This window comes from Streptacidiphilus jeojiense, from assembly GCF_000719095.1.
Lineage (GTDB): Bacteria > Actinomycetota > Actinomycetes > Streptomycetales > Streptomycetaceae > Streptacidiphilus > Streptacidiphilus jeojiensis.
The window spans coordinates 61,985-83,398 of sequence record NZ_JOEH01000022.1; the positions used below are offsets into that span (position 1 = coordinate 61,985).

24 protein-coding genes and 1 tRNA gene are annotated in these 21,414 nt (G+C 71.8%); 7 read left to right on the forward strand and 18 right to left on the reverse strand.

Going from position 1 to position 21,414, the window contains the following annotated elements; all coding sequences use genetic code 11:
• The first annotated feature begins 59 nt into the window (after positions 1-59).
• A tRNA-Leu gene (locus IF29_RS0127855) sits at positions 60-134 on the forward strand.
• 39 nt (positions 135-173) lie between these two features.
• Here IF29_RS0127855 and IF29_RS0127860 read toward each other — a convergent pair.
• The 4 genes from IF29_RS0127860 to IF29_RS0127875 all read right to left on the reverse strand — a co-directional run bounded on the left by IF29_RS0127860 (position 174) and on the right by IF29_RS0127875 (position 2,580).
• On the reverse strand, positions 174-776 hold the full coding sequence (locus IF29_RS0127860) for a hypothetical protein (RefSeq protein WP_030260481.1): 603 nt from the start codon (positions 774-776) through the stop codon (positions 174-176).
• A 53-nt stretch (positions 777-829) separates the two neighbouring features.
• Positions 830-1,441, reverse strand: coding sequence for an RdgB/HAM1 family non-canonical purine NTP pyrophosphatase (gene rdgB, locus IF29_RS0127865; RefSeq protein WP_030260483.1), 612 nt, complete (start codon positions 1,439-1,441; stop codon positions 830-832).
• Positions 1,442-1,446: 5 nt separating this feature from the next.
• Entirely contained in the window at positions 1,447-2,172 is a 726-nt protein-coding gene (gene rph / locus IF29_RS0127870) for a ribonuclease PH (RefSeq protein ID WP_030260485.1), read from the reverse strand.
• A gap of 171 nt (positions 2,173-2,343) precedes the next feature.
• The gene (locus tag IF29_RS0127875; RefSeq protein WP_030260490.1) at positions 2,344-2,580 is read right to left on the reverse strand and encodes a PTS sugar transporter subunit IIB; all 237 of its coding nucleotides are present in this window, start codon (positions 2,578-2,580) and stop codon (positions 2,344-2,346) included.
• Between the two features lie 296 nt (positions 2,581-2,876).
• Between IF29_RS0127875 and IF29_RS0127880 the strand changes: the two genes are divergently transcribed.
• Together IF29_RS0127880 and IF29_RS0127885 are read left to right on the forward strand one after the other, a co-directional pair.
• Complete coding sequence (locus IF29_RS0127880) at positions 2,877-4,133, forward strand: PTS transporter subunit EIIC (protein ID WP_030260491.1); 1,257 nt, start codon at positions 2,877-2,879, stop codon at positions 4,131-4,133.
• A 177-nt stretch (positions 4,134-4,310) separates the two neighbouring features.
• Positions 4,311-5,543, forward strand: a complete 1,233-nt coding sequence (locus tag IF29_RS0127885) for a PTS transporter subunit EIIC (protein WP_030260494.1) — start codon at positions 4,311-4,313, stop codon at positions 5,541-5,543.
• An 89-nt stretch (positions 5,544-5,632) separates the two neighbouring features.
• On the opposite strand, the gene IF29_RS0127890 is transcribed toward IF29_RS0127885, so the two are convergent.
• The 8 genes from IF29_RS0127890 to clpS all read right to left on the reverse strand — a co-directional run bounded on the left by IF29_RS0127890 (position 5,633) and on the right by clpS (position 9,983).
• Positions 5,633-6,379, reverse strand: a complete 747-nt coding sequence (locus tag IF29_RS0127890; protein ID WP_030260496.1) for an MBL fold metallo-hydrolase — start codon at positions 6,377-6,379, stop codon at positions 5,633-5,635.
• Between the two features lie 188 nt (positions 6,380-6,567).
• Positions 6,568-6,768 carry a MarR family transcriptional regulator gene (locus IF29_RS0127895; protein WP_030260499.1) on the reverse strand — a complete coding sequence of 67 codons (201 nt, stop codon included), beginning with the start codon at positions 6,766-6,768 and terminating at the stop codon, positions 6,568-6,570.
• 231 nt (positions 6,769-6,999) lie between these two features.
• On the reverse strand, positions 7,000-7,968 hold the full coding sequence (locus IF29_RS0127900) for a PLP-dependent cysteine synthase family protein (protein WP_030260501.1): 969 nt from the start codon (positions 7,966-7,968) through the stop codon (positions 7,000-7,002).
• Positions 7,968-8,246 carry a MoaD/ThiS family protein gene (locus IF29_RS0127905; protein ID WP_030260503.1) on the reverse strand — a complete coding sequence of 93 codons (279 nt, stop codon included), beginning with the start codon at positions 8,244-8,246 and terminating at the stop codon, positions 7,968-7,970. The genes IF29_RS0127900 and IF29_RS0127905 overlap by 1 nt, the downstream gene beginning before the upstream one ends.
• A gap of 100 nt (positions 8,247-8,346) precedes the next feature.
• A complete protein-coding gene (locus tag IF29_RS48825) occupies positions 8,347-8,451 on the reverse strand; it encodes a putative leader peptide (RefSeq protein WP_332262562.1) in 105 nt (34 codons plus the stop codon).
• Positions 8,452-8,584: 133 nt separating this feature from the next.
• Positions 8,585-9,013 carry a M67 family metallopeptidase gene (locus IF29_RS0127910; protein ID WP_030260506.1) on the reverse strand — a complete coding sequence of 143 codons (429 nt, stop codon included), beginning with the start codon at positions 9,011-9,013 and terminating at the stop codon, positions 8,585-8,587.
• 20 nt (positions 9,014-9,033) lie between these two features.
• The gene (locus tag IF29_RS0127915) at positions 9,034-9,612 is read right to left on the reverse strand and encodes a DUF2017 domain-containing protein (protein ID WP_030260509.1); all 579 of its coding nucleotides are present in this window, start codon (positions 9,610-9,612) and stop codon (positions 9,034-9,036) included.
• 68 nt (positions 9,613-9,680) lie between these two features.
• The gene (clpS, locus tag IF29_RS0127920; RefSeq protein WP_030260512.1) at positions 9,681-9,983 is read right to left on the reverse strand and encodes an ATP-dependent Clp protease adapter ClpS; all 303 of its coding nucleotides are present in this window, start codon (positions 9,981-9,983) and stop codon (positions 9,681-9,683) included.
• Between the two features lie 175 nt (positions 9,984-10,158).
• Here clpS and IF29_RS0127925 point away from each other — a divergent pair, with 175 nt between their 5' ends.
• From IF29_RS0127925 to IF29_RS46305, 3 genes are all read left to right on the forward strand, one after another.
• Positions 10,159-11,502, forward strand: a complete 1,344-nt coding sequence (locus IF29_RS0127925; RefSeq protein WP_030260516.1) for a nicotinate phosphoribosyltransferase — start codon at positions 10,159-10,161, stop codon at positions 11,500-11,502.
• A 135-nt stretch (positions 11,503-11,637) separates the two neighbouring features.
• Positions 11,638-12,231, forward strand: coding sequence for a nicotinamidase (locus tag IF29_RS0127930; RefSeq protein ID WP_030260518.1), 594 nt, complete (start codon positions 11,638-11,640; stop codon positions 12,229-12,231).
• Between the two features lie 331 nt (positions 12,232-12,562).
• Positions 12,563-12,844: a hypothetical protein gene (locus IF29_RS46305; protein WP_037596928.1), complete on the forward strand. Its 282-nt coding sequence runs from the start codon at positions 12,563-12,565 to the stop codon at positions 12,842-12,844.
• A 72-nt stretch (positions 12,845-12,916) separates the two neighbouring features.
• Here IF29_RS46305 and IF29_RS0127940 read toward each other — a convergent pair whose 3' ends face one another.
• Positions 12,917-13,582: an RDD family protein gene (locus tag IF29_RS0127940; RefSeq protein ID WP_037596930.1), complete on the reverse strand. Its 666-nt coding sequence runs from the start codon at positions 13,580-13,582 to the stop codon at positions 12,917-12,919.
• Positions 13,583-13,653: 71 nt separating this feature from the next.
• Positions 13,654-15,021, reverse strand: coding sequence for an RDD family protein (locus IF29_RS0127945; RefSeq protein WP_030260526.1), 1,368 nt, complete (start codon positions 15,019-15,021; stop codon positions 13,654-13,656).
• Between the two features lie 241 nt (positions 15,022-15,262).
• Here IF29_RS0127945 and IF29_RS0127950 point away from each other — a divergent pair, with 241 nt between their 5' ends.
• Positions 15,263-15,739, forward strand: a complete 477-nt coding sequence (locus IF29_RS0127950) for an SsgA family sporulation/cell division regulator (RefSeq protein WP_084715079.1) — start codon at positions 15,263-15,265, stop codon at positions 15,737-15,739.
• Positions 15,740-15,807: 68 nt separating this feature from the next.
• Here IF29_RS0127950 and IF29_RS0127955 read toward each other — a convergent pair whose 3' ends face one another.
• The 4 genes from IF29_RS0127955 to IF29_RS0127970 all read right to left on the reverse strand — a co-directional run bounded on the left by IF29_RS0127955 (position 15,808) and on the right by IF29_RS0127970 (position 21,395).
• Positions 15,808-17,214, reverse strand: coding sequence for a glycosyltransferase 87 family protein (locus IF29_RS0127955; RefSeq protein ID WP_051726104.1), 1,407 nt, complete (start codon positions 17,212-17,214; stop codon positions 15,808-15,810).
• Between the two features lie 183 nt (positions 17,215-17,397).
• Entirely contained in the window at positions 17,398-18,975 is a 1,578-nt protein-coding gene (locus IF29_RS0127960; RefSeq protein WP_051726105.1) for a cellulose binding domain-containing protein, read from the reverse strand.
• A gap of 249 nt (positions 18,976-19,224) precedes the next feature.
• Positions 19,225-20,694 (reverse strand): sensor histidine kinase, encoded by a 1,470-nt coding sequence (locus IF29_RS0127965; RefSeq protein WP_030260537.1) that lies wholly within the window; start codon positions 20,692-20,694, stop codon positions 19,225-19,227.
• Positions 20,691-21,395 (reverse strand): response regulator transcription factor, encoded by a 705-nt coding sequence (locus IF29_RS0127970; RefSeq protein ID WP_030260540.1) that lies wholly within the window; start codon positions 21,393-21,395, stop codon positions 20,691-20,693. The genes IF29_RS0127965 and IF29_RS0127970 overlap by 4 nt, the downstream gene beginning before the upstream one ends.
• Positions 21,396-21,414 lie beyond the last annotated feature (19 nt).

A 21,414-nucleotide genomic window follows, 5' to 3' on the forward strand; every position in this document is an offset into this window, starting at 1 on the left:
CGACCGGATGCCATAATCTAGGCAGCTACCGCAGTGGCGAGACGCGGTAGTCACGCAATGCGCTCGTACTCCAATTGGCAAGAGAGACGGTCTTTAGGTGGCCGGGGTTGTGGGTTCGAATCCCACCGAGCGCACTGTCCAAGGGGCCGCCCGCCTTCACGAGCAGGCGGCCCTCAGAGGGCTTCGAGTTCGGCTGCTCGGCGGAGGTCCTTGGGGCGGCCGACTGCTCTGCGCATGCTGATCAGGTCCTCGCGGCGGAGGTAGTGGATCTCGAAGCCGTCGCGGTCGGTGGCGGTCAGGGCGCGGTCCAGGTAGTCGGCGACGGTGAGTGTGCCCCAGGGCAGTGCCGGCGTGCAGCAGTCGCCGCTGGCGCCCGGCGAGGAGAACTGGACCTTGGGGCACAGGAAGGCGCCCGGCTCCAGGGCGATCGGCGCGCCGTCGTCGTCGCTCAGAGAGCCGCCCACCGCCGAGAGGGCCGCCACCAACCCTCCGGCCTGGGCCGGATCCCCGCTCCAGAGCAGGTCCAGATCACCCGTCAGCTCGTTCGAGCCGTGCAGGATCCCGGCAACCTGACCGATCACCACCGCCCGGGCTCCGGCCCGGTGCAGCGACCGCAGCAGCGGAAACGGGTCGAAGCCGCAGGCGTCGTCGGTGCCGATGGTGCCGACGGAGTCATCGGCCTCGTCGTGGCCCCGCCCGCTGGCCACCCGTCCGCTGGTAAGTTCCGCCGTCCGCCGCACCGCCTCGTGCAGCCGGTTCACGATCTGCTCATCCATCCGGCCATCCAACACCGTCGGTGGGGCCGGGCCAGGCGGAATGACCCGGACCGTCAGCCCGCCGTCACCAGTTCCCGCACCACCGGGACGAGCCCGCGGAAGGCCTCGCCACGATGACTGATCGCGTTCTTCTCCTCCGGCGACAGCTCCGCGCAGGTGACCTCGTACCCGTCCGGCTGCAGGATCGGGTCGTAGCCGAAGCCGTTCGTCCCCACCGGCTCGAACCGGAGGGTGCCCCGCAGGCGGCCCATGACGACGCGTTCGGTGCCGTCCGGGAGGGCGAGCGCCGCGGCGCAGGCGAAGTAGGCGGCGCGGTGGGGGGCGGCGATGTCGCCGAGCTGCGCGAGCAGCAGATCGAGGTTGGCCTTGTCGTCGCCGTGACGGCCGGCCCAGCGGGCCGAGAAGATGCCGGGGGCGCCGCCGAGGACGTCCACGCAGAGGCCGGAGTCGTCAGCCACTGCCGGGAACCCGGTGGCCTGCGCCAGCGCATGCGCCTTGAGCAGGGCGTTCTCGGCGAAGGTGACCCCGGTCTCGACGACGTCGGGGATCTCCGGATAGGCGTCGGCGCCCACCAGCTCGACGCCCAGCCCGGCGTCGCCGAGGATGGTCCGGAGTTCAACCACCTTGCCCGCGTTGCGGGTGGCGAGGATCAGACGGTCAGTCATGCCGGTCACCCCTCCAGGACCTTGCGCTGGATCTCGTCCAGCTCGGCGCAGCCCAGCTGTCCCAGGTCCAGCAGCTGGTTCAGCAGGTCGCGGTCGAACGGTGCGCCCTCCGCCGTGCCCTGGACCTCGACGAACTTGCCGTCGCCGGTGCAGACGATGTTCATGTCCGTCTCGGCGCGCACGTCCTCCTCGTAGTTGAGGTCGAGCATCGGCAGCCCGCCCACGATGCCGACGCTGACCGCGCTCACCGATCCGACGATCGGCTCGGCCTTGGCCCGGGTGATCTTCTTCTCCTGGGCCCAGCGCACCGCGTCGACCAGGGCCACGTAGGCGCCGGTGATGGCGGCCGTCCGGGTCCCGCCGTCGGCCTGGAGGACGTCGCAGTCGATGGCGATGGTGTTCTCGGACAGAGCACGGGTGTCGACCACGCCGCGCAGCGAACGGCCGATCAGGCGGCTGATCTCATGGGTGCGTCCGCCGATCTTGCCGCGGACGGACTCGCGGTCGTTGCGGGTGTTGGTGGCGCGGGGCAGCATCGCGTACTCGCCGGTGACCCAGCCCTCGCCGCTGCCGCGGCGCCAGCGCGGGACGCCCTCGGTGACGCTGGCGGTGCAGAGCACCCGGGTGTCCCCGAACGAGACCAGGACCGAGCCCTCGGCGTGCTTGCTCCAGCCCCGCTCGATGGTGATGGGGCGGAGCTGGTCGAGGCTGCGGCCGTCGTTGCGTGTCATGGTTCCGACCCTATCCGCTGCTGTGGCCGGAAGACCAAGCAGACGCCGACGGCCCGCGCCCCCTCCGGACCGACCGGTCGTGCGGTCGGACGGACGGACGGCGCGGGCCGCCGGCTGTGCCCCTCGCGAGGGCAGTCCAGGTGGGCCCGGTAGGGCCCGGATGACGGAGCGTTACTCCATCATGTCCTCGATGTCGGCCGCGATCGGGTCGGCGTCGGTGCCGATGACGACCTGGATCGCGGTGCCCATCTTCACGACGCCGTGTGCGCCGGCGGCCTTGAGGGCGGCCTCGTCGATGAGGGAGGCGTCCTTGACCTCGGTGCGCAGCCGGGTGATGCAGCCTTCGACCTCTTCGATGTTGTCGATGCCGCCGAGCCCCGCGACGATCTTCTCAGCCTTCGTGGCCATCGTTGTTCTCCTGTTCTCGGCCGTGGGCCGTGTGCCCGACCTATGGGCGAGCTCCGGCACGGAGCGCCCTCTTGGTCCGCATTGACACGGTAACGCACGGTTGGCCCAACTTCGCGCGCGAAGATCACCCTGCTCACCGAGGATGACGACAACGGGACTTTGGTCGTCCCTGCTGTCGTTACGGGCGAGCTCGCGCACAACTGGTCTACACCACTTCGAGGGTGTCCGCCAAAAGGGCGTCGGGGGCGGACCCGCGTCAGTCCGTAGTGGAACAGCGAGCCCGACGAGGAGAGTGCATGAGCTCGGCGAACGTCGCCGCCCCCAAGGCGCCATGGTGGCAGGGCCTGATCAGCGGCCTGCAGAAGATGGGGCGCAGCCTGCAGCTGCCGATCGCGGTCCTCCCCGCAGCCGGCATCCTCAACCGCCTGGGCCAGGACGACATCCACACCAGCTGGGGCTTCCCGGAGAACGTGGTGAAGGTCTTCGGCGGCGCGGGCGGGGCGCTCCTCGACGGTTCGCTCGGCCTGCCGCTGCTGTTCGCGGTCGGTGTCGCGATCGGCATGGCCAAGAAGGCCGACGGTTCGACCGCTCTGGCCGCGGTGGCGGGCTTCCTGGTCTACTACGGCGTGCTGCACAAGTTCCCGGCCACCCAGGGCGTCGTCACCAACGGTGTCTACACCGAGCCGACGTACCAGAACCCCGGGGTCTTCGGCGGTATCGTCATCGGCCTGCTGTCGGCCTACTTCTGGCAGCGCTTCCACCGGGTGAAGCTGGTCGACTGGCTCGGCTTCTTCAACGGCCGCCGGCTGGTGCCGATCATCATGGCCGGTGTCGCCCTGATCTTCGCGGTGCTCTGCCTCTGGGTGTGGCCGCCGGTCGGACGCGGGCTGGACAGCTTCGCCAACAGCATCACCGACCTGGGGGCCACCGGCTCCGGCATCTTCGGTGTGGCCAACCGCGTGCTGCTGGTCTTCGGCCTGCACCAGTTCCTGAACGTCTTCTTCTGGTTCCAGTTCGGGGACTACACCAAGCCCGACGGCACGGTGGTCCACGGTGACATCAACCGCTTCCTGGCGGGCGACCCGACGGCCGGCCAGTTCACCTCCGGCTTCTTCCCGATCATGATGTTCGCGCTCCCCGCCGCCGCCATCGCGATCGCGCACTGCGCCAAGCCGCACCGCCGCAAGGAGGTGATGGGCCTGATGATCTCCGTCGGCCTGACCTCCTTCGTCACCGGCGTCACCGAGCCGATCGAGTACTCCTTCCTCTACATCGCCCCGGTGCTCTACGGCATCCACGCCGTCCTCACCGGTGTGTCCATGGCGGTGACCTGGGGCCTGGGCGTCCATGACGGCTTCAGCTTCTCGGCCGGCCTGATCGACTACGCCATCAACTGGAGCCTGGCCACCAAACCCTGGCTGATCATCCCGATCGGCCTGGTGTTCGCGGTGATCTACTACACGGTCTTCAGATTCGTGATCACCAAGTTCAACCTGAAGACCCCCGGGCGCGAGGACGACGCGGACGAGCTGGAAGCGGAAGTCACCAAGTAGCACCAGCACCCGGACGTCCGTCCCGAAGGCCCCCGGCGCGACCCGCCGGGGGCCTTCGACGTGCCCTGATGCCGAACATCACAACTGGAACACGAGACTCCACATGCCGGTAAGCGCGTGCTAAAAATGGTCTACACCACCCAGTGGTGTAGACCACTTAGCGCGAAGGAACACCCTATGAGCTCGACCACCGCCGTCCCGGTGGCCCCCGCAAAGAAGCGGGGCTCAGGCTTCTTCCAGGGCCTCCAGAAGGTCGGCCGAAGCCTGCAGCTGCCCATCGCCGTCCTCCCCGCAGCCGGCATCCTGCTGCGCCTCGGCCAGCCCGACGTCTTCGGCGACAAGGGCCTGCACTGGGGCAAGGTCGCGGCCGTCTTCGCCGCCGCCGGCCAGGGCGTGTTCTCGAACATGGCGCTGCTCTTCTGCATCGGCGTCGCCATCGGCTTCGCCAAGAAGGCCGACGGCTCCACCGCGCTCGCCGCGATCGTCGGCTTCCTCGTCTACCACAACGTGCTGACGGCCTTCCCCGCCTCCGGCTCGGTCACCGCCGCCAACCCGGCCGGCAGCCCGCAGGACCCGGGCGTCCTCGGCGGCATCGTGATCGGCCTGCTCAGCGCCGTCATGTGGCAGAAGTTCCACCGCACCAAGCTGGTGGACTGGCTCGGCTTCTTCAACGGCCGCCGCCTGGTCCCGATCCAGATGGCCTTCATCGGCACCCTGGTCGGCGTCTTCTTCGGTCTGACCTGGGGTCCGGTCGGCACCGGCCTGGACCACTTCAGCAACTGGCTGATCAGCCTCGGCGGCCTCGGCGCGGGCATCTTCGGTGTCGTCAACCGCCTGCTGCTGCCGATCGGCATGCACCAGTTCGTCAACACCTTCTTCTGGCAGCAGGTCGGCACCTACCACGGCGTCCACGGCGACCTGAACCGCTTCTTCGCGGGCGACCCGACCGCCGGCCAGTTCATGTCGGGCTTCTTCCCGATCATGATGTTCGGCCTCCCGGCCGCCGCGCTGGCCATCGTGCACACCGCCCGCCCGGAGCGCCGCAAGGCCGTCGCCGGCATGATGCTCTCGGTCGGCCTGACCGCGTTCGTCACCGGGGTGACCGAGCCCATCGAGTTCTCCTTCATGTTCATCGCCCCGGTCCTCTACGGGATCCACGCGCTGCTCACCGGTGTCTCGATGGCGGTGACCTGGATGCTGGGCGTGCACGCCGGCTTCACCTTCTCCGCCGGCCTGCTGGACTTCCTGCTGAACTGGAACCTGGCCACCAAGCCGTGGCTGATCATCCCGATCGGGCTGGTCTTCGCGGCGCTGTACTACGTCCTGTTCCGCTTCGCGATCACCAGGTTCAACCTGGCCACCCCGGGCCGCGAGCCCGAGGAGGAGATCGAGGACATCACCAAGGCGTGACCCCGGCAGAACCGGGCGAAGGGCCGGCCCGCACCCCCAGGTGCGGACCGGCCCTTCGCCGTGCGGGCTTCACGGAACTTCAGAGGACTTCAGACGGAGTACACGTCCCCCGGCAGGGCCAGCTCGACCGGGTGGCCGAAGGCCGCGGCCGCATCGCTGCGGTTGCGCTCCGGGTCGGTCCACGGCGGGATGTGGGTGAGCACCAGCCGGCCGACCCCGGCCCTAGCGGCGTGCTCGCCGGCCTCGCGGCCGTTGAGGTGGAGGTCCGGGATGTCCTCCTTGCCGTCGGTGAAGGCGGCCTCGCTGAGCAGCAGGTCCGCTCCCCGGGACAGCGCGACCAGTTCCTCGCAGGGCCCGGTGTCGCCGCTGTAGACGAAAGCGCGGCCGCCCTGCTCGACCCGGAAGGCGTAGGCCTCGACCGGGTGCGCGACCCGGGTGGCGGTGACGGTGAAGGGTCCCAGGGTGAAGCTGCCGTTCCGCAGCGTGCGGAAGTCGAAGACCTCCTTCATCCCCGGGTGCTCGTCCATGTCGTAGGCCCGGGCCAGCCGCTCGGGGGTGCCGTGCGGGCCGTAGACGGGGAGCGGGTCGGGGCAGCCGCCGACCCGGTAGTTCCTGGCCACGTAGTAGGCGCACATGTCCACGCAGTGGTCCGCGTGCAGATGGCTGAGCAGGATGGCGTCCACGTCGTAGAGGCCGGTGTACTTCTGCAGCGCGCCGAGCGCTCCGTTGCCCAGGTCGATCACCAGCCGGTAGCCCTCGGCCTCGACCAGGTAGCAGGAGCAGGGAGAGTCGGCTGACGGGAAGCTCCCCGAGCTTCCCACCACGGTCAGTTCCATTCAGCCTCTCCTCGCGAAGTCAGCGTCCCCCACCACTGAGAGTCGAGGGTAAGGCGGCGTAAAGGCTTCGCTGCTGTGCGCGGGGCCGGTTGTGGTCGGAATCACCAGTACGGGGGGAGCTACGCGCTCCCCCCGTACTCGTGTACGCCGTCCTCCGGCGTCCTGGTCCGGTGTCCTGCTCCGGTGTCCTATCTGTCTCGGCTGTGCGGGCGTCGGGCGCTCCAGGCCCTGATCGTGGCGGCGTACCAGCGCGGCTGGCCGAGGACGGTGACGACGTCGGGATCGGGCAGCATTCCGTGACGCCGGTACGACTTCACTGTCTCCGGCTTGACGCCGATATGGGCGGCGATCTCGGTGTAGGACCAGAGCTCTCCGTTACGAGGACTCATCCCGGTACCTCCTGCGGCTGGACGCGTGACCAGGTCTGATGCGTTGTCACCAACTGGTCGGCTGAACTGTTCTCAACCTTTTCCGGGCCCAACGAGGCAGAAGCTCACTGATCGTTCCCTGTCGACGTTCTGTGACCGTTCCGGATCAGGAAACAGACAAATAAAACGCCCCCACCCGTGTCACACAGGTGGGGGCCGGTACGCCCGCCGGTCGGTCAGCCTGCCGGTCGGTCAGGCCCAGAGCTGGCCCTGCAGCGCCTCGACCGCGTCCTCGGTGCTGGCCGCGGTGTAGATACCGGTGGAGAGGTACTTCCAGCCGCCGTCCGCGACGACGAAGACGATGTCGGCGCGCTCGCCCGCCTTCGCGGCCTTGCGGCCCACCCCGAGGGCGGCGTGCAGGATGGCGCCGGTGGAGACCCCGGCGAAGATGCCCTCCTGCTGCAGCAGGTCGCGGGTGCCCCGGACGGCGTCGGCCGAGCCGACCGAGAAGCGGGTGGAGAGCACGGACGCGTCGTAGAGCTCGGGGACGAAGCCCTCGTCGAGGTTGCGCAGCCCGTAGACCAGGTCGTCGTAGCGGGGCTCGGCGGCCACGATGGTGATGCCGGGGACCTTCTCGCGCAGGAACCGGCCGACGCCCATCAGGGTGCCGGTGGTGCCGAGGCCGGCCACGAAGTGGGTGACGCTGGGCAGGTCGGCGAGGATCTCCGGGCCGGTGCCGGCGTAGTGCGCGCCGGCGTTGTCGGGATTGCCGTACTGGTAGAGCATCACCCAGTCGGGGTGCTCGGCGGCGAGCTCCTTGGCGACCCGGACCGCGGTGTTGGAGCCGCCGGCGGCCGGGGAGGGGATCACCTCGGCGCCCCACATCCGCAGCAGCTCGCGCCGCTCCTCGCTGGTGTTCTCCGGCATCACGCAGACCATCCGGTAGCCCTTGAGCTTGGCCGCCATGGCGAGCGAGATGCCGGTGTTGCCGCTGGTCGGCTCCAGGACGGTGCAGCCCGGGGTGAGCCGTCCGTCGGCCTCGGCCTGCTCGATCATGTGCAGCGCGGGGCGGTCCTTGATCGAGCCGGTGGGGTTGCGGTCCTCCAGCTTGGCCCAGAGGCGTACGGCCCCCGCCTCGTTGCCGTCGATGCTCGCGGAGAGGCGGGGCAGGCCGACGAGGGGGGTGTTGCCGACGGCTTCGAGGGGGGTGTCGTACTTCATCAGACGGAACCGCCGGCCACGGCGGGGAGGATGGTGACGGCGTCGTTCTCGCCCAGGGCGGTGTTGATCCCGTCCAGGAAGCGCACGTCCTCGTCGTTCAGGTAGACGTTGACGAAGCGGCGCAGCTGCCCGGCGTCCACCAGGCGGGCGCGGATGCCGGGGTGGCGGGCGTCCAGGTCGGCGAAGAGCGCGTCCAGGGTGGCGCCGTTGCCCTCGACCGCCTTGGCGCCGTCGGTGTAGGTGCGGAGGATGGTGGGGATGCGGACCTCGATGGCCATGGCTGCTGCGCTCCTGAGGAGTGGGAGTGAGTGGAGTGGGGCTGGCTGCGGGCGCGGTGACGCAGCCCGGGAAAGCGGGAGTCGGGGGTACTGCGCGGGCTCAGCTGGGGCGACAGATCGCGCTGGCGAGGCGGCACAGGTCGACGTGCAGCCGCGCCACGAGGCGGATGCCTGGGGCGGGTGTGCTCACATCGAGGGAACGCATGGGCTCATCGTATAGATTCCCGACCCCGGAAAGGGATGGGCGTCCCACTCCTCGGATGGTCGCATCCCATCATCCGGGACCCGACCGATGCGGGCGCGCCCCCGGCCCGGTCCGGGGGCGGCTGGCGACCCGTTCAGGCATGGCTCTCGACGACCTCGACGTCTTCCTCTGTGATCTCGCCGTCCACAATGCGGAACGAGCGGAACTGGAACGGGCCCTCGTCGTTGCCGCTGTCCGCCGTGGACACCAGGACGTAGTGGGCCCCGGGCTCGGAGGCGTAGGAGACGTCGGTGCGCGAGGGGTAGGCCTCGGTGGCGGTGTGCGAGTGGTAGACGACGACCGGCTCCTCGTCCCGGTCGTCCATCTCGCGGTAGAGCTTGAGCAGGTCACCCGAGTCGAACTCGTAGAAGGTGGGCGAGCGGGCGGCGTTCAGCATGGGGATGAAGCGCTCGGGCCGGTCGGTCCCGGCGGGGCCGGCGACGACGCCGCAGGCCTCGTCGGGGTGGTCGGCGCGGGCGTGGGCGACGATCGCGTCGTGCAGGGCTCGGGTGATGGTCAGCATGGCGCCAGGATAAGCAGGCGTCAGCGCGTGATCACTTCGATCAGCGTCTCCTGCAGCCCGCCGAGCCAGAGGTAGGCCATCACCAGCGGCTTGCGCGGGTCGTCGTCGGCGAGCCGGTACATCCCTTCGGCCTCGTCCGGGTCGTCGCTGACCTCCAGCCGGCTGCCGAGGGTGAGCCGCAGGTCGTTCAGCGCGCCGAGCCAGTGCGCGCAGCCGTCCTTGTCGAGCTGGACCTGGCTGCGGCCCTTGCGGTCGGCGCCGGCCGCGTCCAGGCTGCGCACCACGGCCAGGGCGTCCTCGCGCTTGCGGTCGCGCAGGTCGTTCTCGGTGAAGCGGCGGAACTCGGCGGAGAGCTCGGCGGCGTCCTCGCCCTCCCCGTAGGCGTCCGGGAACAGCCGGGCCAGGGCCGGGTCCTCCGGCGCCTTGCTGGGACCCTCGGCGAACAGCCTGGCCAGCGGGTCCTCGTCGGCGGCCGGTTCGTCCCCCGGACCGAGGAGTTCCAGCATCTGGACCGAGAGGTTGCGCAGGATGGACACCTCGACCGGGTCGAGGGTGAGTGACGCGCCACCGTGGCGAGCGGGTTTGAACAGTCCGGCCATGAGGGGTCCGTGGCGCCTTTCGAGCAGGTTCGAGCGGGGGGAGGAATGCCGAGCGGGCTGAGCGTACGTCACCTGTCGTGCTGCAGCGTGGCCCAGAGGCCGTAGCCGTGCATCGCCTGGACGTCCCGCTCCATCTCCTCGCGGCTGCCGCTGGAGACCGAGGCTCGCCCCTTGTGGTGCACGTCCATCATCAGCCTGCGGGCCTTGTCCTTGGGGTAGCCGAAGTAGGACTGGAAGACGTACTCGACGTAACTCATCAGGTTGACCGGGTCGTTGTGGACGATGGTGACCCAGGGGGTGTCCGGGGACGGCGTCTCCTGCGAGGACGTGTCCCACTCGGTGCGCTCGATCTCGACCGGCGCGACGCTCACGATGTGGCTCCTCTTCGGTCCCGCGCGCCGTCCAGCGGGGTGGGGGTGCGACGCGGGTCCTGCTACGACTTTTCGGGACACCCCCAATGCTGCCATCCGGGGGAATCACAAGCGATCCGGGGCCGGTCGCTGCTGAGAAATCGTCAAACTGACGAGATGGCGCTAGCATCATCGTATGGACGCCGCCCAACTGACTGCGCCAGCGCAGTCCACCGCGCTGCTCACCGACCGGTACGAGCTCACCATGCTGCAGGCCGCGCTGCAGAGCGGAGCCGCGCGGCGCCGCTCGGTGTTCGAGGTCTTCACCCGCCGGCTGCCCGAGGGCCGCCGCTACGGCGTGACGGCCGGCACCGGCCGGGTGCTGGACGCGATCGAGGCCTTCCGCTTCGACACCCCCCAGCTGGACTGGCTCTCCGACCAGGGCGTCGTCGACGACACCACGCTGGCCTGGCTGGCCGACTACCGCTTCGGCGGCGACGTCCGCGGCTACGGCGAGGGCGAGTGCTACTTCCCGGGGTCGCCGCTGATGGTGGTCGAGGGCAGCTTCGCCGAGGCGGTGATCCTGGAGACGGTGATCCTCTCGATCCTCAACTACGACTCGGCCATCGCCGCGGCCGCCTCCCGGATGTCCGCGGCCGCCGGCGGCCGCCCGCTGATCGAGATGGGCGCGCGCAGGGCCCACGAGCAGGCGGCGGTGTCGGCGGCCCGCGCCGCCTACGTGGCGGGCTTCTCGGCCACCTCGGACCTGCAGGCCGGGTTCCGGTACGGCCTGCCCACCACCGGCACCAGCGCGCACGCCTTCACCCTGCTGCACGACAGCGAGCGGGACGCCTTCACCGCCCAGATCGCCAGCATGGGACGCGGCACCACCCTGCTCATCGACACCTACGACCTGGCCGAGGCGGTCCGCACCGCGATCGAGGTGGCCGGCCCCGAGCTGGGCGCGGTCCGGATCGACTCCGGCGACCTGCTGATGCTGGCCCACCGGGTGCGCCGGCAGCTGGACGAGCTGGGGGCGGAGAAGACCAGGATCACCGTCACCAGCGACCTGGACGAGTACGCCATCGCGGCGCTCGGCAGCGCACCGGTGGACGGCTACGGGGTGGGCACCTCGCTGGTCACCGGCAGCGGGCAGCCGACCTGCGCGATGGTCTACAAGCTGGTCGCCAGGGCCGCCTCGGACGACCCGGACGCGCCGCTGGTGCCGGTGGCCAAGCGGTCCGCCGGGGGCAAGGCCAGCCGCGGGGGGCGCAAGTGGGGCGCACGCCGGCTGGACCAGGACGGCGTGGCCGAGGCCGAGGTCGTCGGCACCGGGCCGGTGCCGGCCGACCTGGCCGACCGGCTGCTGCAGCTCCCGCTGATCACCGGCGGCACCGTGGTCGGCCGCGAGCCGCTGCTCGCCGCGCGCGAGCGGCACCTGCGCTCGCGGGCCCAACTGCCGATCTCCGCGACCCAGTTGTCCAAGGGCGAACCGGTCATCCCGACCGACTACCTGATCCCGGCGGAACCGGCTCTGTAACCCGGGGCGAGCCTGACGGTGCCCCCCTCTCGCGAGAACGCGCGCCGCTCCCTACTCTCTCTGTACCGGACTCGCGCTCCACCCCGGTCACCGTCCGGCACCCCGCACCCTCCCGGCACAGCTCCAAGGAGAGCCATGCACCGCGCACTGATCGTCGTCGACGTGCAGAACGACTTCTGCGAGGGCGGCAGCCTCCCGGTCGCCGGAGGATCCGAGGTCGCCGCCTCGATCACCGACCTGGTGGCCGAGTCCACCGCCGGGTACGCCCATGTGGTGGCCACCCGCGACCACCACATCGACCCGGGCAGCCACTTCTCGGCCACCCCCGACTTCGCCACCAGCTGGCCGGTGCACTGCGTGGCCGGGACCGAGGGCGTCGGCTTCCACCCCAACTTCGCGCCCACGGTCACCTCCGGCGCCATCGAGGCGGTGTTCGACAAGGGCGCGCACGCCGCCGCCTACAGCGGCTTCGAGGGGGCCGACGAGCACGGGGTGTCGCTGGGCGACTGGCTGCGGCAGCGCGGGGTGACCGAGGTGGACGTGGTCGGCATCGCCACCGACCACTGTGTCCGCGCCACGGCCCTGGACGCGGCCCGGGAGGGCTTCACCACCCGGGTGCTGCTGGACCTGACCGCCGGGGTGGGCAAGGAGTCCACCGAGACGGCGCTCAAGCAGCTCCAGGACGCCGGGGTGACCCTGACCGGCACGCCGGTGGTGCTCGCCAACTGACCCTGCGGGAGCGGCGTTTGAGCGGGGAGGGGCGCACTGCGACGGGTGGGGCGCGCGGGGGCGCCCGCGGCATGTGCCAGAGGTAACCTTCCGCCCTTTCGATGAGTCGATGCGCCCCCTATGCCTCCCTTGGTGAGGTTAGGCTGGGCGTCACGGGTCAACGGCCCGGGTATTTCAGCTGATGAACCTGGCTCCAACTTTCCGGTCCCGACTCCCTGCCGAAGAGGTCAGACGAGATGGAGCCCGGAAGGCCAACCGGAAGCACGACAGGCCCCCTTCAGCGGAGTCGACCCCCCGGCCCGCAGCCCCGAAGCCCAAGGACGGAACAGCCATGCCACGTCTGACACCGGCCCAGATCTGCTACGGCACGCTCGCGGTGGTCGTCGCGACGGTAGCGCTCCTCGCCGCCTCCGGCACCCACAGCCTGCTCACCATCAGCCTGCTGATGATCCTCGGGCTCACCCTCGGCACCATCGCCGTCGCCCTGGCGATAACCGCGCCCGCCCGGCGCGGGGCCAAGCCGGCCCGGAGCCGGCTGGTGGCCGGCGGCCGTCCCGCCTCCGCCCCGCCGGTGGAGTCGATCGCGCGCGAGCGTGAGGGCGCCCGCCACTGACCGGTCGACGCCACATGCCTGGAGCGCCCGCCCGGTATCGGGGCGGGCGCTCCAGGCATGTGGGCGCCGGGGTCAGACCGTCCGCACGGCCTTGACCACCACGGTCTTCGCCGCCTTGTCGTGCAGGCACTGCTGATACGGCCGGTCCCAGGTGCACCACAGGACGTTCACCAGCTGCCAGACGCAGCAGATGATGTTCGGCAGCGAGTACACCGCCGCCCTGATCCACCCGGCGCTGCCGACCGGGGGCGAGCCGTCGGCGAGCATGGCCACCCGGATGCCCATGACCTTCTTGCCGACGGTCTGACCGCCCGCCAGGGTCAGCATCAGGCCCTCGTAGACGAAGTAGAGCAGCAGGATCCCGGTCTCGACCACGAAGGTGGCCGTGGTCCGCTCGTTGTTCCTGGCGGCGGCCGCGACGAAGGACAGCGGCACCGCGACGATCGCCAGCAGGACCCCGTCGATGATCCTGGCGACCAGCCGGATCCAGATCCCGCCCAGCGGCGGCATCGCACCCGGCACCGCCCCGCCGGGCTCCCCGCCGTCGGGGTTGTAGTAGGGCTGGGCGTTGCCGTAGGGGTTGTTCTCATAGGGGTTGCTGTCGTACGGCGACTGCGGCGGTGGCGGCGACGCGGGGTCGGGGTTGTACAGCGGCGGCTGGTCGGACGGTGAGCCGCCTGCGGCGGGCTTCTCGAACGACGGCGGAGTCGGCTCGCCGGGCGGCTCGGGTGTGGTCATAGCACGAGTAGATCATCTGATATCTCATCAGACTGTGCCCTACCCGGGCGTGTCGCGCCAAATGGGGTACATCAGTTCCTCCTGGCGGCCCTGGCCTTCCCGGAGACCACCAGCGTGCGCCCGGCCCGGTCGTGCCAGCCGCGCCGCCACGGACGGTCCGTCAGCGCGCCCAGCAGGCCGAACACGCCGACCAGCAGCAGCATCGAGAGCAGCTGGCTGAGCCAGCGCACCAGCGACCGGCCCAGCGCCGGCGCCCGCTTGGAACGCCGGTCCACCACCCGCAGCCCGAACAGCGCCTTGCCGAGGGTGCGGCCCCAGGCCGCGGTGGGCAGCGCCTCGCAGACGAATCCGACCACCAGCAGCGCGACCAGCAGCAGCCCGGCATCCCGCAGCACGGTGGGATCCACCAGCCAGATCCGGGTCTGCCCGGTCAGCTCGCGGGCCGCGTCGATCTTGTCCTGAAGATGCGTCACCGCCTGCCGCACCAGCGGCACCCCGACCACCGAGACGGCCGCCGCGAGCACGGCGGTGTCCAGCAGCCGGGCGCCCAGGCGCCGGACCAGCGGCGCGGGTCGCGGCTCCGGCGGACGGGCCCGAACCGCAGCCGTACCGGCGCCCGCACCGACACCCGCACCGACACCCGCACGGGACGCCGCGGCGGCCCCGGCGCGCGCCCCAGCCCCCGCTCCGCCACCGGTGGCGGCGCTCGAACCGCTCGGCACCGGCCCCAGCGTCCGGACCGGCACCGCCGCAGCGGGGGCGGGCCGCCGGGGCGCGGGGGCGGGGCTGGGGGCCGGCGGCACGGGGACGGGGGCGGGGGCTGGAGCCGGCGCTTCAGGGGCCGTAGGTGCAGCAGGAGCCGCAGCGGCAGCCGCCGCCACGACCCCCTGCGGGGCGTCCTGCGGCTCGGCGACGCCCCAGGAGACCCAGCGCGGAGCCGCCCCGGTCTCCATCAGGCCGCGCTGCTGCGCCGCGTCCGCGATCCACCGGCTGGCCGACTCCTCGGCCACGACCGCCGCCGGCGCCGCCGCCCGGGGTTCCGGCAACACCCCGGTCTCGTCCAGGAAGATCGGCCCGGACTGCTCGACGGCACCGGCACCGCCCAACGGGAGCAGCGGCGGCAGCGCCCGCTGCGGCACGAACGGCTCAGGCTCGGGCTCGGGCTCAACGGCAGGGACGTCCACCACCGCTTCCTGCTCCGGCTCCGGGCGTCCGCTGCGGACCGGCGGCGGTACGAACCGCATCGAGGGTCCGTTCTGCCGCGCCGCGGCCCTCGGCGGCGGCAGCACCTCGTCCGGCCCGGGCGCCGGGCGGCTGGTCCCCGGGAGCCAGCCCAGCCCGTCCCAGTAGCGGACGAAACCCGGGATGGAGGGGTCGGGGTAGTAGCCGGCCGAGGGACCGTCGGTCTCGGGGTCAGCGCTGGGTGGGACAGCCGTCATCGGATGCGACCTGCTCCGTCTTCGTCCGGGTTGCCGGGCGGCGGCGGTGCAGGCACCAGGCACGCCACGTCGTCGAGCAGTGACAAAGCGTAGTACCACCGTGGCCCGGTAAGGGCGAGATGTCCGACAAACCGCGAAAGAGGCGCACGGAGTGGTGTAAGAGTCCGGCCGCGCACCGCTCTCCTCCAGTACCGGGCGACGGAACGGCCGCCGCCGGATCCGCGGAGAAGAGGGAAGTGCCATGGACAGGGAGAACCCGGGAAGCGCGGGAACCGCGGGCGATGCCGAGGACGCGGAGGGCCAGGACGTCAGGGAGGTCAGGGAGGAGGTCAGGGTGAACCTGATCCTCTCGCCGGAGCGGAGCGTTCCGGTGCCGGCCCGGTTCCGCTACCTCGCCGACGACCCGTACGCCGTGCACATCACCTTCCACCTGGGCCAGGACTCCCCGGTGACCTGGGTGTTCGCCCGGGACCTGCTGGTGGAGGGGATGTTCAGGGCCTGCGGCCACGGCGACGTGCGGATCTGGCCGACCCGGCAGGGCGGCCGCAACGTCATCTGCCTGGCGCTCAGCTCACCGGCCGGCGACGCGCTGATCGAGGCCCCGGCGGGTGCGGTGGCCTACTGGCTGGAGAGCGCGCTGCGACTGGTGCCGCCGGGGCGGGAGGACGCGGGCCTGGACATGGACGGGGCCCTGGCCGCCCTGCTGGCTGGCCATTGATGCGTGTTCCCGCCCGCGCGCCCCCGGCCCGCCCCCGGCGCCCCGTCCTGCCCCGCCGCGCGGTCGCGTCAGCCGGCCAGCACGTCCTGCGAGGACGACCGCGCCTGCCCGGGGACCCGGCCGCCGGGGTGCTGCGGACCGGACGGCGGACCGGCCGGCTTCCCGCGCAGCAGGTGGCGGCGCAGCCGCTCCCCCGCCAGCGCCAGGAAGGCCAGGCCGACCAGCGGGTAGAGCGCCGCGAAGGGCTGCAGCAGGTACGAGATGTGCAGGTTGCTGAGGCCCTTGTGCGGGACCAGCCACATGGCGAAGGAGCAGAACGCCAGCCCGGTCGCGATCAGGGTGCCGCGCCAGACCCGGCGCCGCCGGGGCGTCCCGGCCCGGGCCCGCGCCCTGGCCCTGGACCGCTCCTCGGAGGCCTCGGCCGCCAGCAGCACCATCATCGGCACGCACCAGACCCAGTGGTGGGTCCAGCTGATCGGGGAGACCAGCACGGCGGTGACGGCGACGCACAGCACCGACCAGGCCCGGGCGCGGGGGAAGCCGACCGCGTTGCGGTGGATCCCGACAGCGACGGCGAGCCCGCCGATGCCGACGACCGCGGTCAGCAGCAGCGCGACGATCCCGCCGTCCGGGGTGTGCATCGCACGTTCGACCAGCCCGCGCAGGGACTGGTTGTCGACGATGTACTCCTTGCCGACCCGGCTGGTGTCGAAGACGTAGGTGGTCCAGAAGGACCTGGAGGCGTCGGGCAGCAGCAGGAAGCCCAGCAGCATCGTCGCCAGGCAGGTCAGCCCGGCTGTGACGGCCGCCCTGATCCTGCCGCTGAGCAGCAGGTACACGGCGAACAGCCCGGGGGTGAGCTTGATCGCGGCGGCCAGGCCGATGGCGACGCCCTTGCTGCGCCGGGAGTCGGGCCGGGTGAGGTCGTAGAGCACCAGGACGCCGAGCACCAGGTTGATCTGGCCGTAGCGCAGCGTGGTGAACACCGGTTCCAGCCAGACGCCCAGGCCGACGACGAGGAAGACCAGGGCCGGACGCATGGCCTTGCGCGGCCAGTCGGCCAGCACCGCGGAGAGGTAGCCGAAGGCTCCCAGGACGACCAGATTGCCCGCGGTGACCAGGATCCGCAGCGGGCCTACCGGCAGCCAGGCGGTGGGGGTGAACAGCATCGCGGCGAACGGCGGATAGGTGGCCGGGAGCTTCCACTCGCTGACCCGGATGTCGTAGAGGTTCCCGCCGTGGGCCACCGCGGACCCCTCGGCGCGGTAGACGACCATGTCCACCATGCTCACCCCGACCAGGTGCCGGACCAGGGCGTAGACGACCAGTGAGGCCAGGCCGACGCAGAAGGCGATCCGGGTCTCCCGGCGCGGCGCCTCCCGCAGCGCCCTCAGGACACCCTCGACGGCCGCCCGGGGGGCTGACGTCCTGCCGCCCTCGCGCACCTTTCCCGTGTCCCAACCGAGACTCGTCACGCAGCTTCTCCTTGTCACCAACCCTGCGTGACCCTAGCGGATCGCCGCTCCCGCCCGACGGGCCCATCAGGTAATCATGCCAGTTTGTGGACGAACCCATCCCACCCCCGGCGGGTCACCCCAGGAAAGACGGGCGGGGCCCCCGGGGTGGTTCCCCGGGGGCCCCGCATCGCCTACCCGACGTCAGCCGGTGTAAGCACCGAACGCCTTGGCGAAGGCGTACGTGGACTGCACGATGCTGCTGCAGCTGGCGTCGGCCCAGGTCTGGGCGCCGCCGGCGCACTGCTTGTCACGGGTGGCGGACCACATGGACAGCCAGGCGAGGTGCTTGGTCGAGGCGAAGGTCGCCAGCTGCTGGGCGTCGGCGACGGTGAAGACCTCGGTGCTGGTGTCGTTGACGCCGATCATCGGGGTCACCGCGACGTGCTTCCAGGCGTCCGCGTCGGAGAGCCCGAAGATGCTCTTGACCTGGGCCTGGGTGGCCGTGGCCGCGTCGATGGCGTAGGTGCCCATCCGGCCGCTGGGGCTGGGGGCGGCACCGTCGCCGTAGTCCATGGCCATGATGTTGACGGCCGCGACGTCCACGCCGTTGCTCTTGGCGCTCTGCAGGATGTCGGTACCGGACTGGACCAGTCCGGACGGCAGCACCGGCAGGGTGTAGGAGACCTCCAGGGTCTTGCCGGCGGCCTTGGCGGTCGCCTGCAGTTGGGCGATGGCCTGGTTGCGGCGGGTGATCCCGGCGGTGTCGGTGGTCGCGCCGCCCTCGATGTCGAAGTCGATCTTCGTCAGCCCGTAGGTGTCGATGACCTTCTGGTACGCGGCCGCCAGCGAGGACACCGAGGTGCACGACTCGGCCAGCTCGGTGCCGTTGGCGCCGCCGAAGGAGACCCGGACGTCGCCGCCGGCCTTGCGCAGCGCGGCTATCTGGCCGGGGACCCCGGTGCTGTCCAGCGCGCTGACGCCGCCCCACTCCGGCGTGCAGGCGCTGCCGGCCAGGACGAAGGCGAGGTTGTAGTTCTTCGCCCCGCCGGCCGCCGAGGCGGCGGCGGTGTCGAACGCCGGGTACAGGGAGGTGTCGACATACGGGGAGAAGCCGCTGGTGGCGGCCGTGCCACTACCGGATCCGGTGGTGGTGGTGGTGGCGCTGGGGGTGGGCGTCGCGGTCGCGGTCTTGGTCGGCGTCGCGGAGGCGCTGGCACTGGGCTTCGCGGTGGCGCTGGCACTGGCGCTGGCCGTGGGCTTGGCGCTGGCGGTCGCGCTCGGGGCGGCCGTGGTCGGCTGCCCGCTGGGGGTGGGGGCGCTGCCGGTGGAGCAGTCGGCGCCGTTGATGGCGCAGCCGGTCGGGGCGCCCGACCCGTTGACGACGAAGCCGACGACGGCGTGCTGCCCGGCGGTCAGGGTGCTGTCCCAGCTCGCCGGGGTCACCGTGATGTGCTGGCCGCTGGCCGTGTAGGTGGCGTTCCAGAGCGAGCTGATCTTCGCACCGGCCGGCAGGTCGAAGCTCAGCTTCCAGTTGCTGATGGTGCCGGAGCTGCTGTTGTCGACGTCGTACTGCCCGGTGTAGCCGCTGCCCCAGTTGCTGGTGGTCGAGTACACCGCCCCGACGGTCGCCGCGCTGGCACTGGCCGCAAGGGCGATCACGCTGCCGCCGACGAGGGCCGCCGCCGCGGCGGAGGCGCCGATGACGGTGGAGCGGCGGGAACGGCGCCGGCGCGAGCCTGCGGGCTTGGCCTGCTTGGACGACCTGGCATGTGACGACATACGGGAACTACCTCCGTCGGAGTACCTGGGGGGCCGGGCCCCGTGGGGGAAGGGCAGCGTGGCGGCGCCTTCCTGACACGGCGTCACCGACGGTCCTCGGACCCGGCCGAAGCCGACGCTATCGGCCGAAGGCGCGCCAGAACGGCTGCTCAGACAGGGGTAGAGGTCCCTTAGGACGCTGTTAAGGAACCCGTCGCTCCGCATCACCGGCAGCGGAGCCCGGCCTGAGGCCCCGGAACGGAATCCCGGCTACCGCACCAGGCGCACCCGGGGTGCGGGCCGGCGGCGGCTGCGGGACCCCGGGGACCGGGTCCCGGTCGGTGCCGTCTGCAGCCGGATCCGGATCTCGCTCCCGCCCAGGATGGCCGAGCGCCCCACCTCGACCTCGCCGCCGGTCGACTCGGCGACCCGGCGCACGATGTCCAGGCCGAGGCCGGTGGAGCCGGCCCCGCCCGCGCCGTGGCCGCGGCGCAGCGCCGCCTCGGTGTCGGCGATGCCGGGACCGGCGTCGGAGACCATCACGATGACCGCGTCGGCGGCCCGGTGCACGTCGACGGCGAAGGCGGTGCCCTCGGGGGTGTGCCGGAAGATGTTGCCCAGCAGCGAGTCCAGGGCCGCGCCCAGATCGGCCGTGGCCACCGGCACCAGGGCCGGCGGCGCGTCGGAGTCGGCGCCGGACAGCCGCCAGTCCCGGCCCTCGTCCTCGGCGAGCGCGGACCAGAAGGCCACCCGGTCCCTGATCGCCTCGGCGGCGTCGCAGGACAGCGGCGCCGGCGCGGCGTCGTCATCGGCCCCGGATCCCGCCCCGGTTCCGTCGCCGGGGATCAGCCCCTGGCTGCGTCCGCGGGCGGTGTGGATGATCTGGTCGACCTCGCGTTCCAGCTGGTCCACCGCGTGCCGGGTCTGCTCGGCGACATCGCCCTGCCCCAGTGCGGCGGCGTTCAGCCGCAGCACCGTGAGCGGGGTGCGCAGCCGGTGCGACAGGTCGGCGGCGAGCTCGCGCTCGGCGGCGACCAGCCGCACCACCCGGTCGGCCATGGCGTTGAAGGCGGCGGCCGCGTCCCGCAGCTCCGGCGGGGAGTCGTCCGCCTGCGGGACCCGTACCGCCAGGTCGCCGGCGCCCAGCGCCCGCGCGGCGCCGGCCAGCCGGCGGGCCGAGCCGACGATCCTGGTGCCCAGCCGGTCGGCGACCAGCACCGAGATCAGCACCAGCACCACCGCCACCCCGGTCAGCACCAGCCAGGCGGCGACGACTCCCTGACTGAGCGTCGCGTTGGGGATGAACACCTCCACCACGGCGATGCCGCCGCTGCCGACCGCGACCGGTTCGAGGTAGGCGAAGCCGCCCGGGACCCCGGTGCTGACCGGGTGTCCGGCGGCGGCGGCGCCGAGGATCTGGTCGCTGGTGGCGCGGGGCGTGCCGATGGTGGTGAGCCCGGTGACCCGGGTGCCGCTGCCGTCGGCCACCGCGGTGTGGCCGGGGACGTGCACGGCCATCATCCCGGCCGCCCCGGCCTGGGTGCTGGCCAGCGCCCGGGTCAGCTCACCGGGGTCGCCGGTGATCGCCAGTGCCGGACCGATGGCGGCCGCCTGCCGCTCGGCCCCGCTGAAGGCGCGGTCGCGGGCGGTCTCCCGGACCATCAGGCCCAGCGGCAGCAGGAAGGCCAGCGCGACCATGGTGGTGACCGCGACGCAGACCTTCACCAGCGCCCACCTCACGGTGCCGACCCCGGTCTCGGTCCGGTGGGCACGTCCAGCCGGACGCCCACCCCACGCACGGTGTGCAGGTAGCGCGGCCGTGACGCGGTCTCACCGAGTTTGCGGCGCAGCCAGGACAGGTGCACGTCGATGGTCTGGTCGGTCCCGTACGGCTGGCGCCACACCTCGGCGAGCAGCTCCCGCCGGGAGACCACCACGCCGGGGCGGGCGGCCAGGAAGGCCAGCAGGTCGAACTCGCGCCGGGTCAGGTCGAGCGCGGCGCCGTCCAGCAGCACCTCGCGCCGCTGCAGGTCGATCCGCAGCCCGCCGACCTGAAGGTGCTGCCCCGCGCCCGCGGTCGCGCCGGAGCGGCGCAGCACCGCGGCCATCCTGGCGCTGAGGTGCTCCCCGGAGAAGGGTTTGACCAGGTAGTCGTCGGCCCCGGCGTTGAGCAGCCGGACGATCTCGTTCTCGTCGTCCCGCGCGGTGGAGATGATCACCGGGACGTCGGTGAGGCCGCGGATCATCTTCAGCGCCTCGCTGCCGTCCAGGTCGGGCAGGCCGAGGTCGAGGATCACCACGTCGCAGCCGACCTGGGCGACCTCGCGCAGCGCCTCCAGCGCGGTGCCGACGCTGCGCACGGCATGGCCCGCCCCGGTCAGGTGCCGGATCAGGGCGGAGCGCACGAACGGGTCGTCCTCGACCACCAGGACAGTTGCCATGAACAGTGAAGGTAGCCCA

Coding starts and splice junctions, on each gene's coding strand:
- IF29_RS0127860 (WP_030260481.1), bottom strand. CDS start 776: ATGGATGAGCAGATCGTGAACCGGCTGCACGAGGCGGTGCGGCGGACG.
- rdgB (WP_030260483.1), bottom strand. CDS start 1,441: ATGACTGACCGTCTGATCCTCGCCACCCGCAACGCGGGCAAGGTGGTT.
- rph (WP_030260485.1), bottom strand. CDS start 2,172: ATGACACGCAACGACGGCCGCAGCCTCGACCAGCTCCGCCCCATCACC.
- IF29_RS0127875 (WP_030260490.1), bottom strand. CDS start 2,580: ATGGCCACGAAGGCTGAGAAGATCGTCGCGGGGCTCGGCGGCATCGAC.
- IF29_RS0127880 (WP_030260491.1), top strand. CDS start 2,877: ATGAGCTCGGCGAACGTCGCCGCCCCCAAGGCGCCATGGTGGCAGGGC.
- IF29_RS0127885 (WP_030260494.1), top strand. CDS start 4,311: ATGAGCTCGACCACCGCCGTCCCGGTGGCCCCCGCAAAGAAGCGGGGC.
- IF29_RS0127890 (WP_030260496.1), bottom strand. CDS start 6,379: ATGGAACTGACCGTGGTGGGAAGCTCGGGGAGCTTCCCGTCAGCCGAC.
- IF29_RS0127895 (WP_030260499.1), bottom strand. CDS start 6,768: ATGAGTCCTCGTAACGGAGAGCTCTGGTCCTACACCGAGATCGCCGCC.
- IF29_RS0127900 (WP_030260501.1), bottom strand. CDS start 7,968: ATGAAGTACGACACCCCCCTCGAAGCCGTCGGCAACACCCCCCTCGTC.
- IF29_RS0127905 (WP_030260503.1), bottom strand. CDS start 8,246: ATGGCCATCGAGGTCCGCATCCCCACCATCCTCCGCACCTACACCGAC.
- IF29_RS48825 (WP_332262562.1), bottom strand. CDS start 8,451: ATGCGTTCCCTCGATGTGAGCACACCCGCCCCAGGCATCCGCCTCGTG.
- IF29_RS0127910 (WP_030260506.1), bottom strand. CDS start 9,013: ATGCTGACCATCACCCGAGCCCTGCACGACGCGATCGTCGCCCACGCC.
- IF29_RS0127915 (WP_030260509.1), bottom strand. CDS start 9,612: ATGGCCGGACTGTTCAAACCCGCTCGCCACGGTGGCGCGTCACTCACC.
- IF29_RS0127925 (WP_030260516.1), top strand. CDS start 10,159: ATGGACGCCGCCCAACTGACTGCGCCAGCGCAGTCCACCGCGCTGCTC.
- IF29_RS0127930 (WP_030260518.1), top strand. CDS start 11,638: ATGCACCGCGCACTGATCGTCGTCGACGTGCAGAACGACTTCTGCGAG.
- IF29_RS46305 (WP_037596928.1), top strand. CDS start 12,563: ATGCCACGTCTGACACCGGCCCAGATCTGCTACGGCACGCTCGCGGTG.
- IF29_RS0127940 (WP_037596930.1), bottom strand. CDS start 13,582: ATGACCACACCCGAGCCGCCCGGCGAGCCGACTCCGCCGTCGTTCGAG.
- IF29_RS0127945 (WP_030260526.1), bottom strand. CDS start 15,021: ATGACGGCTGTCCCACCCAGCGCTGACCCCGAGACCGACGGTCCCTCG.
- IF29_RS0127950 (WP_084715079.1), top strand. CDS start 15,263: ATGGACAGGGAGAACCCGGGAAGCGCGGGAACCGCGGGCGATGCCGAG.
- IF29_RS0127960 (WP_051726105.1), bottom strand. CDS start 18,975: ATGTCGTCACATGCCAGGTCGTCCAAGCAGGCCAAGCCCGCAGGCTCG.
- IF29_RS0127970 (WP_030260540.1), bottom strand. CDS start 21,395: ATGGCAACTGTCCTGGTGGTCGAGGACGACCCGTTCGTGCGCTCCGCC.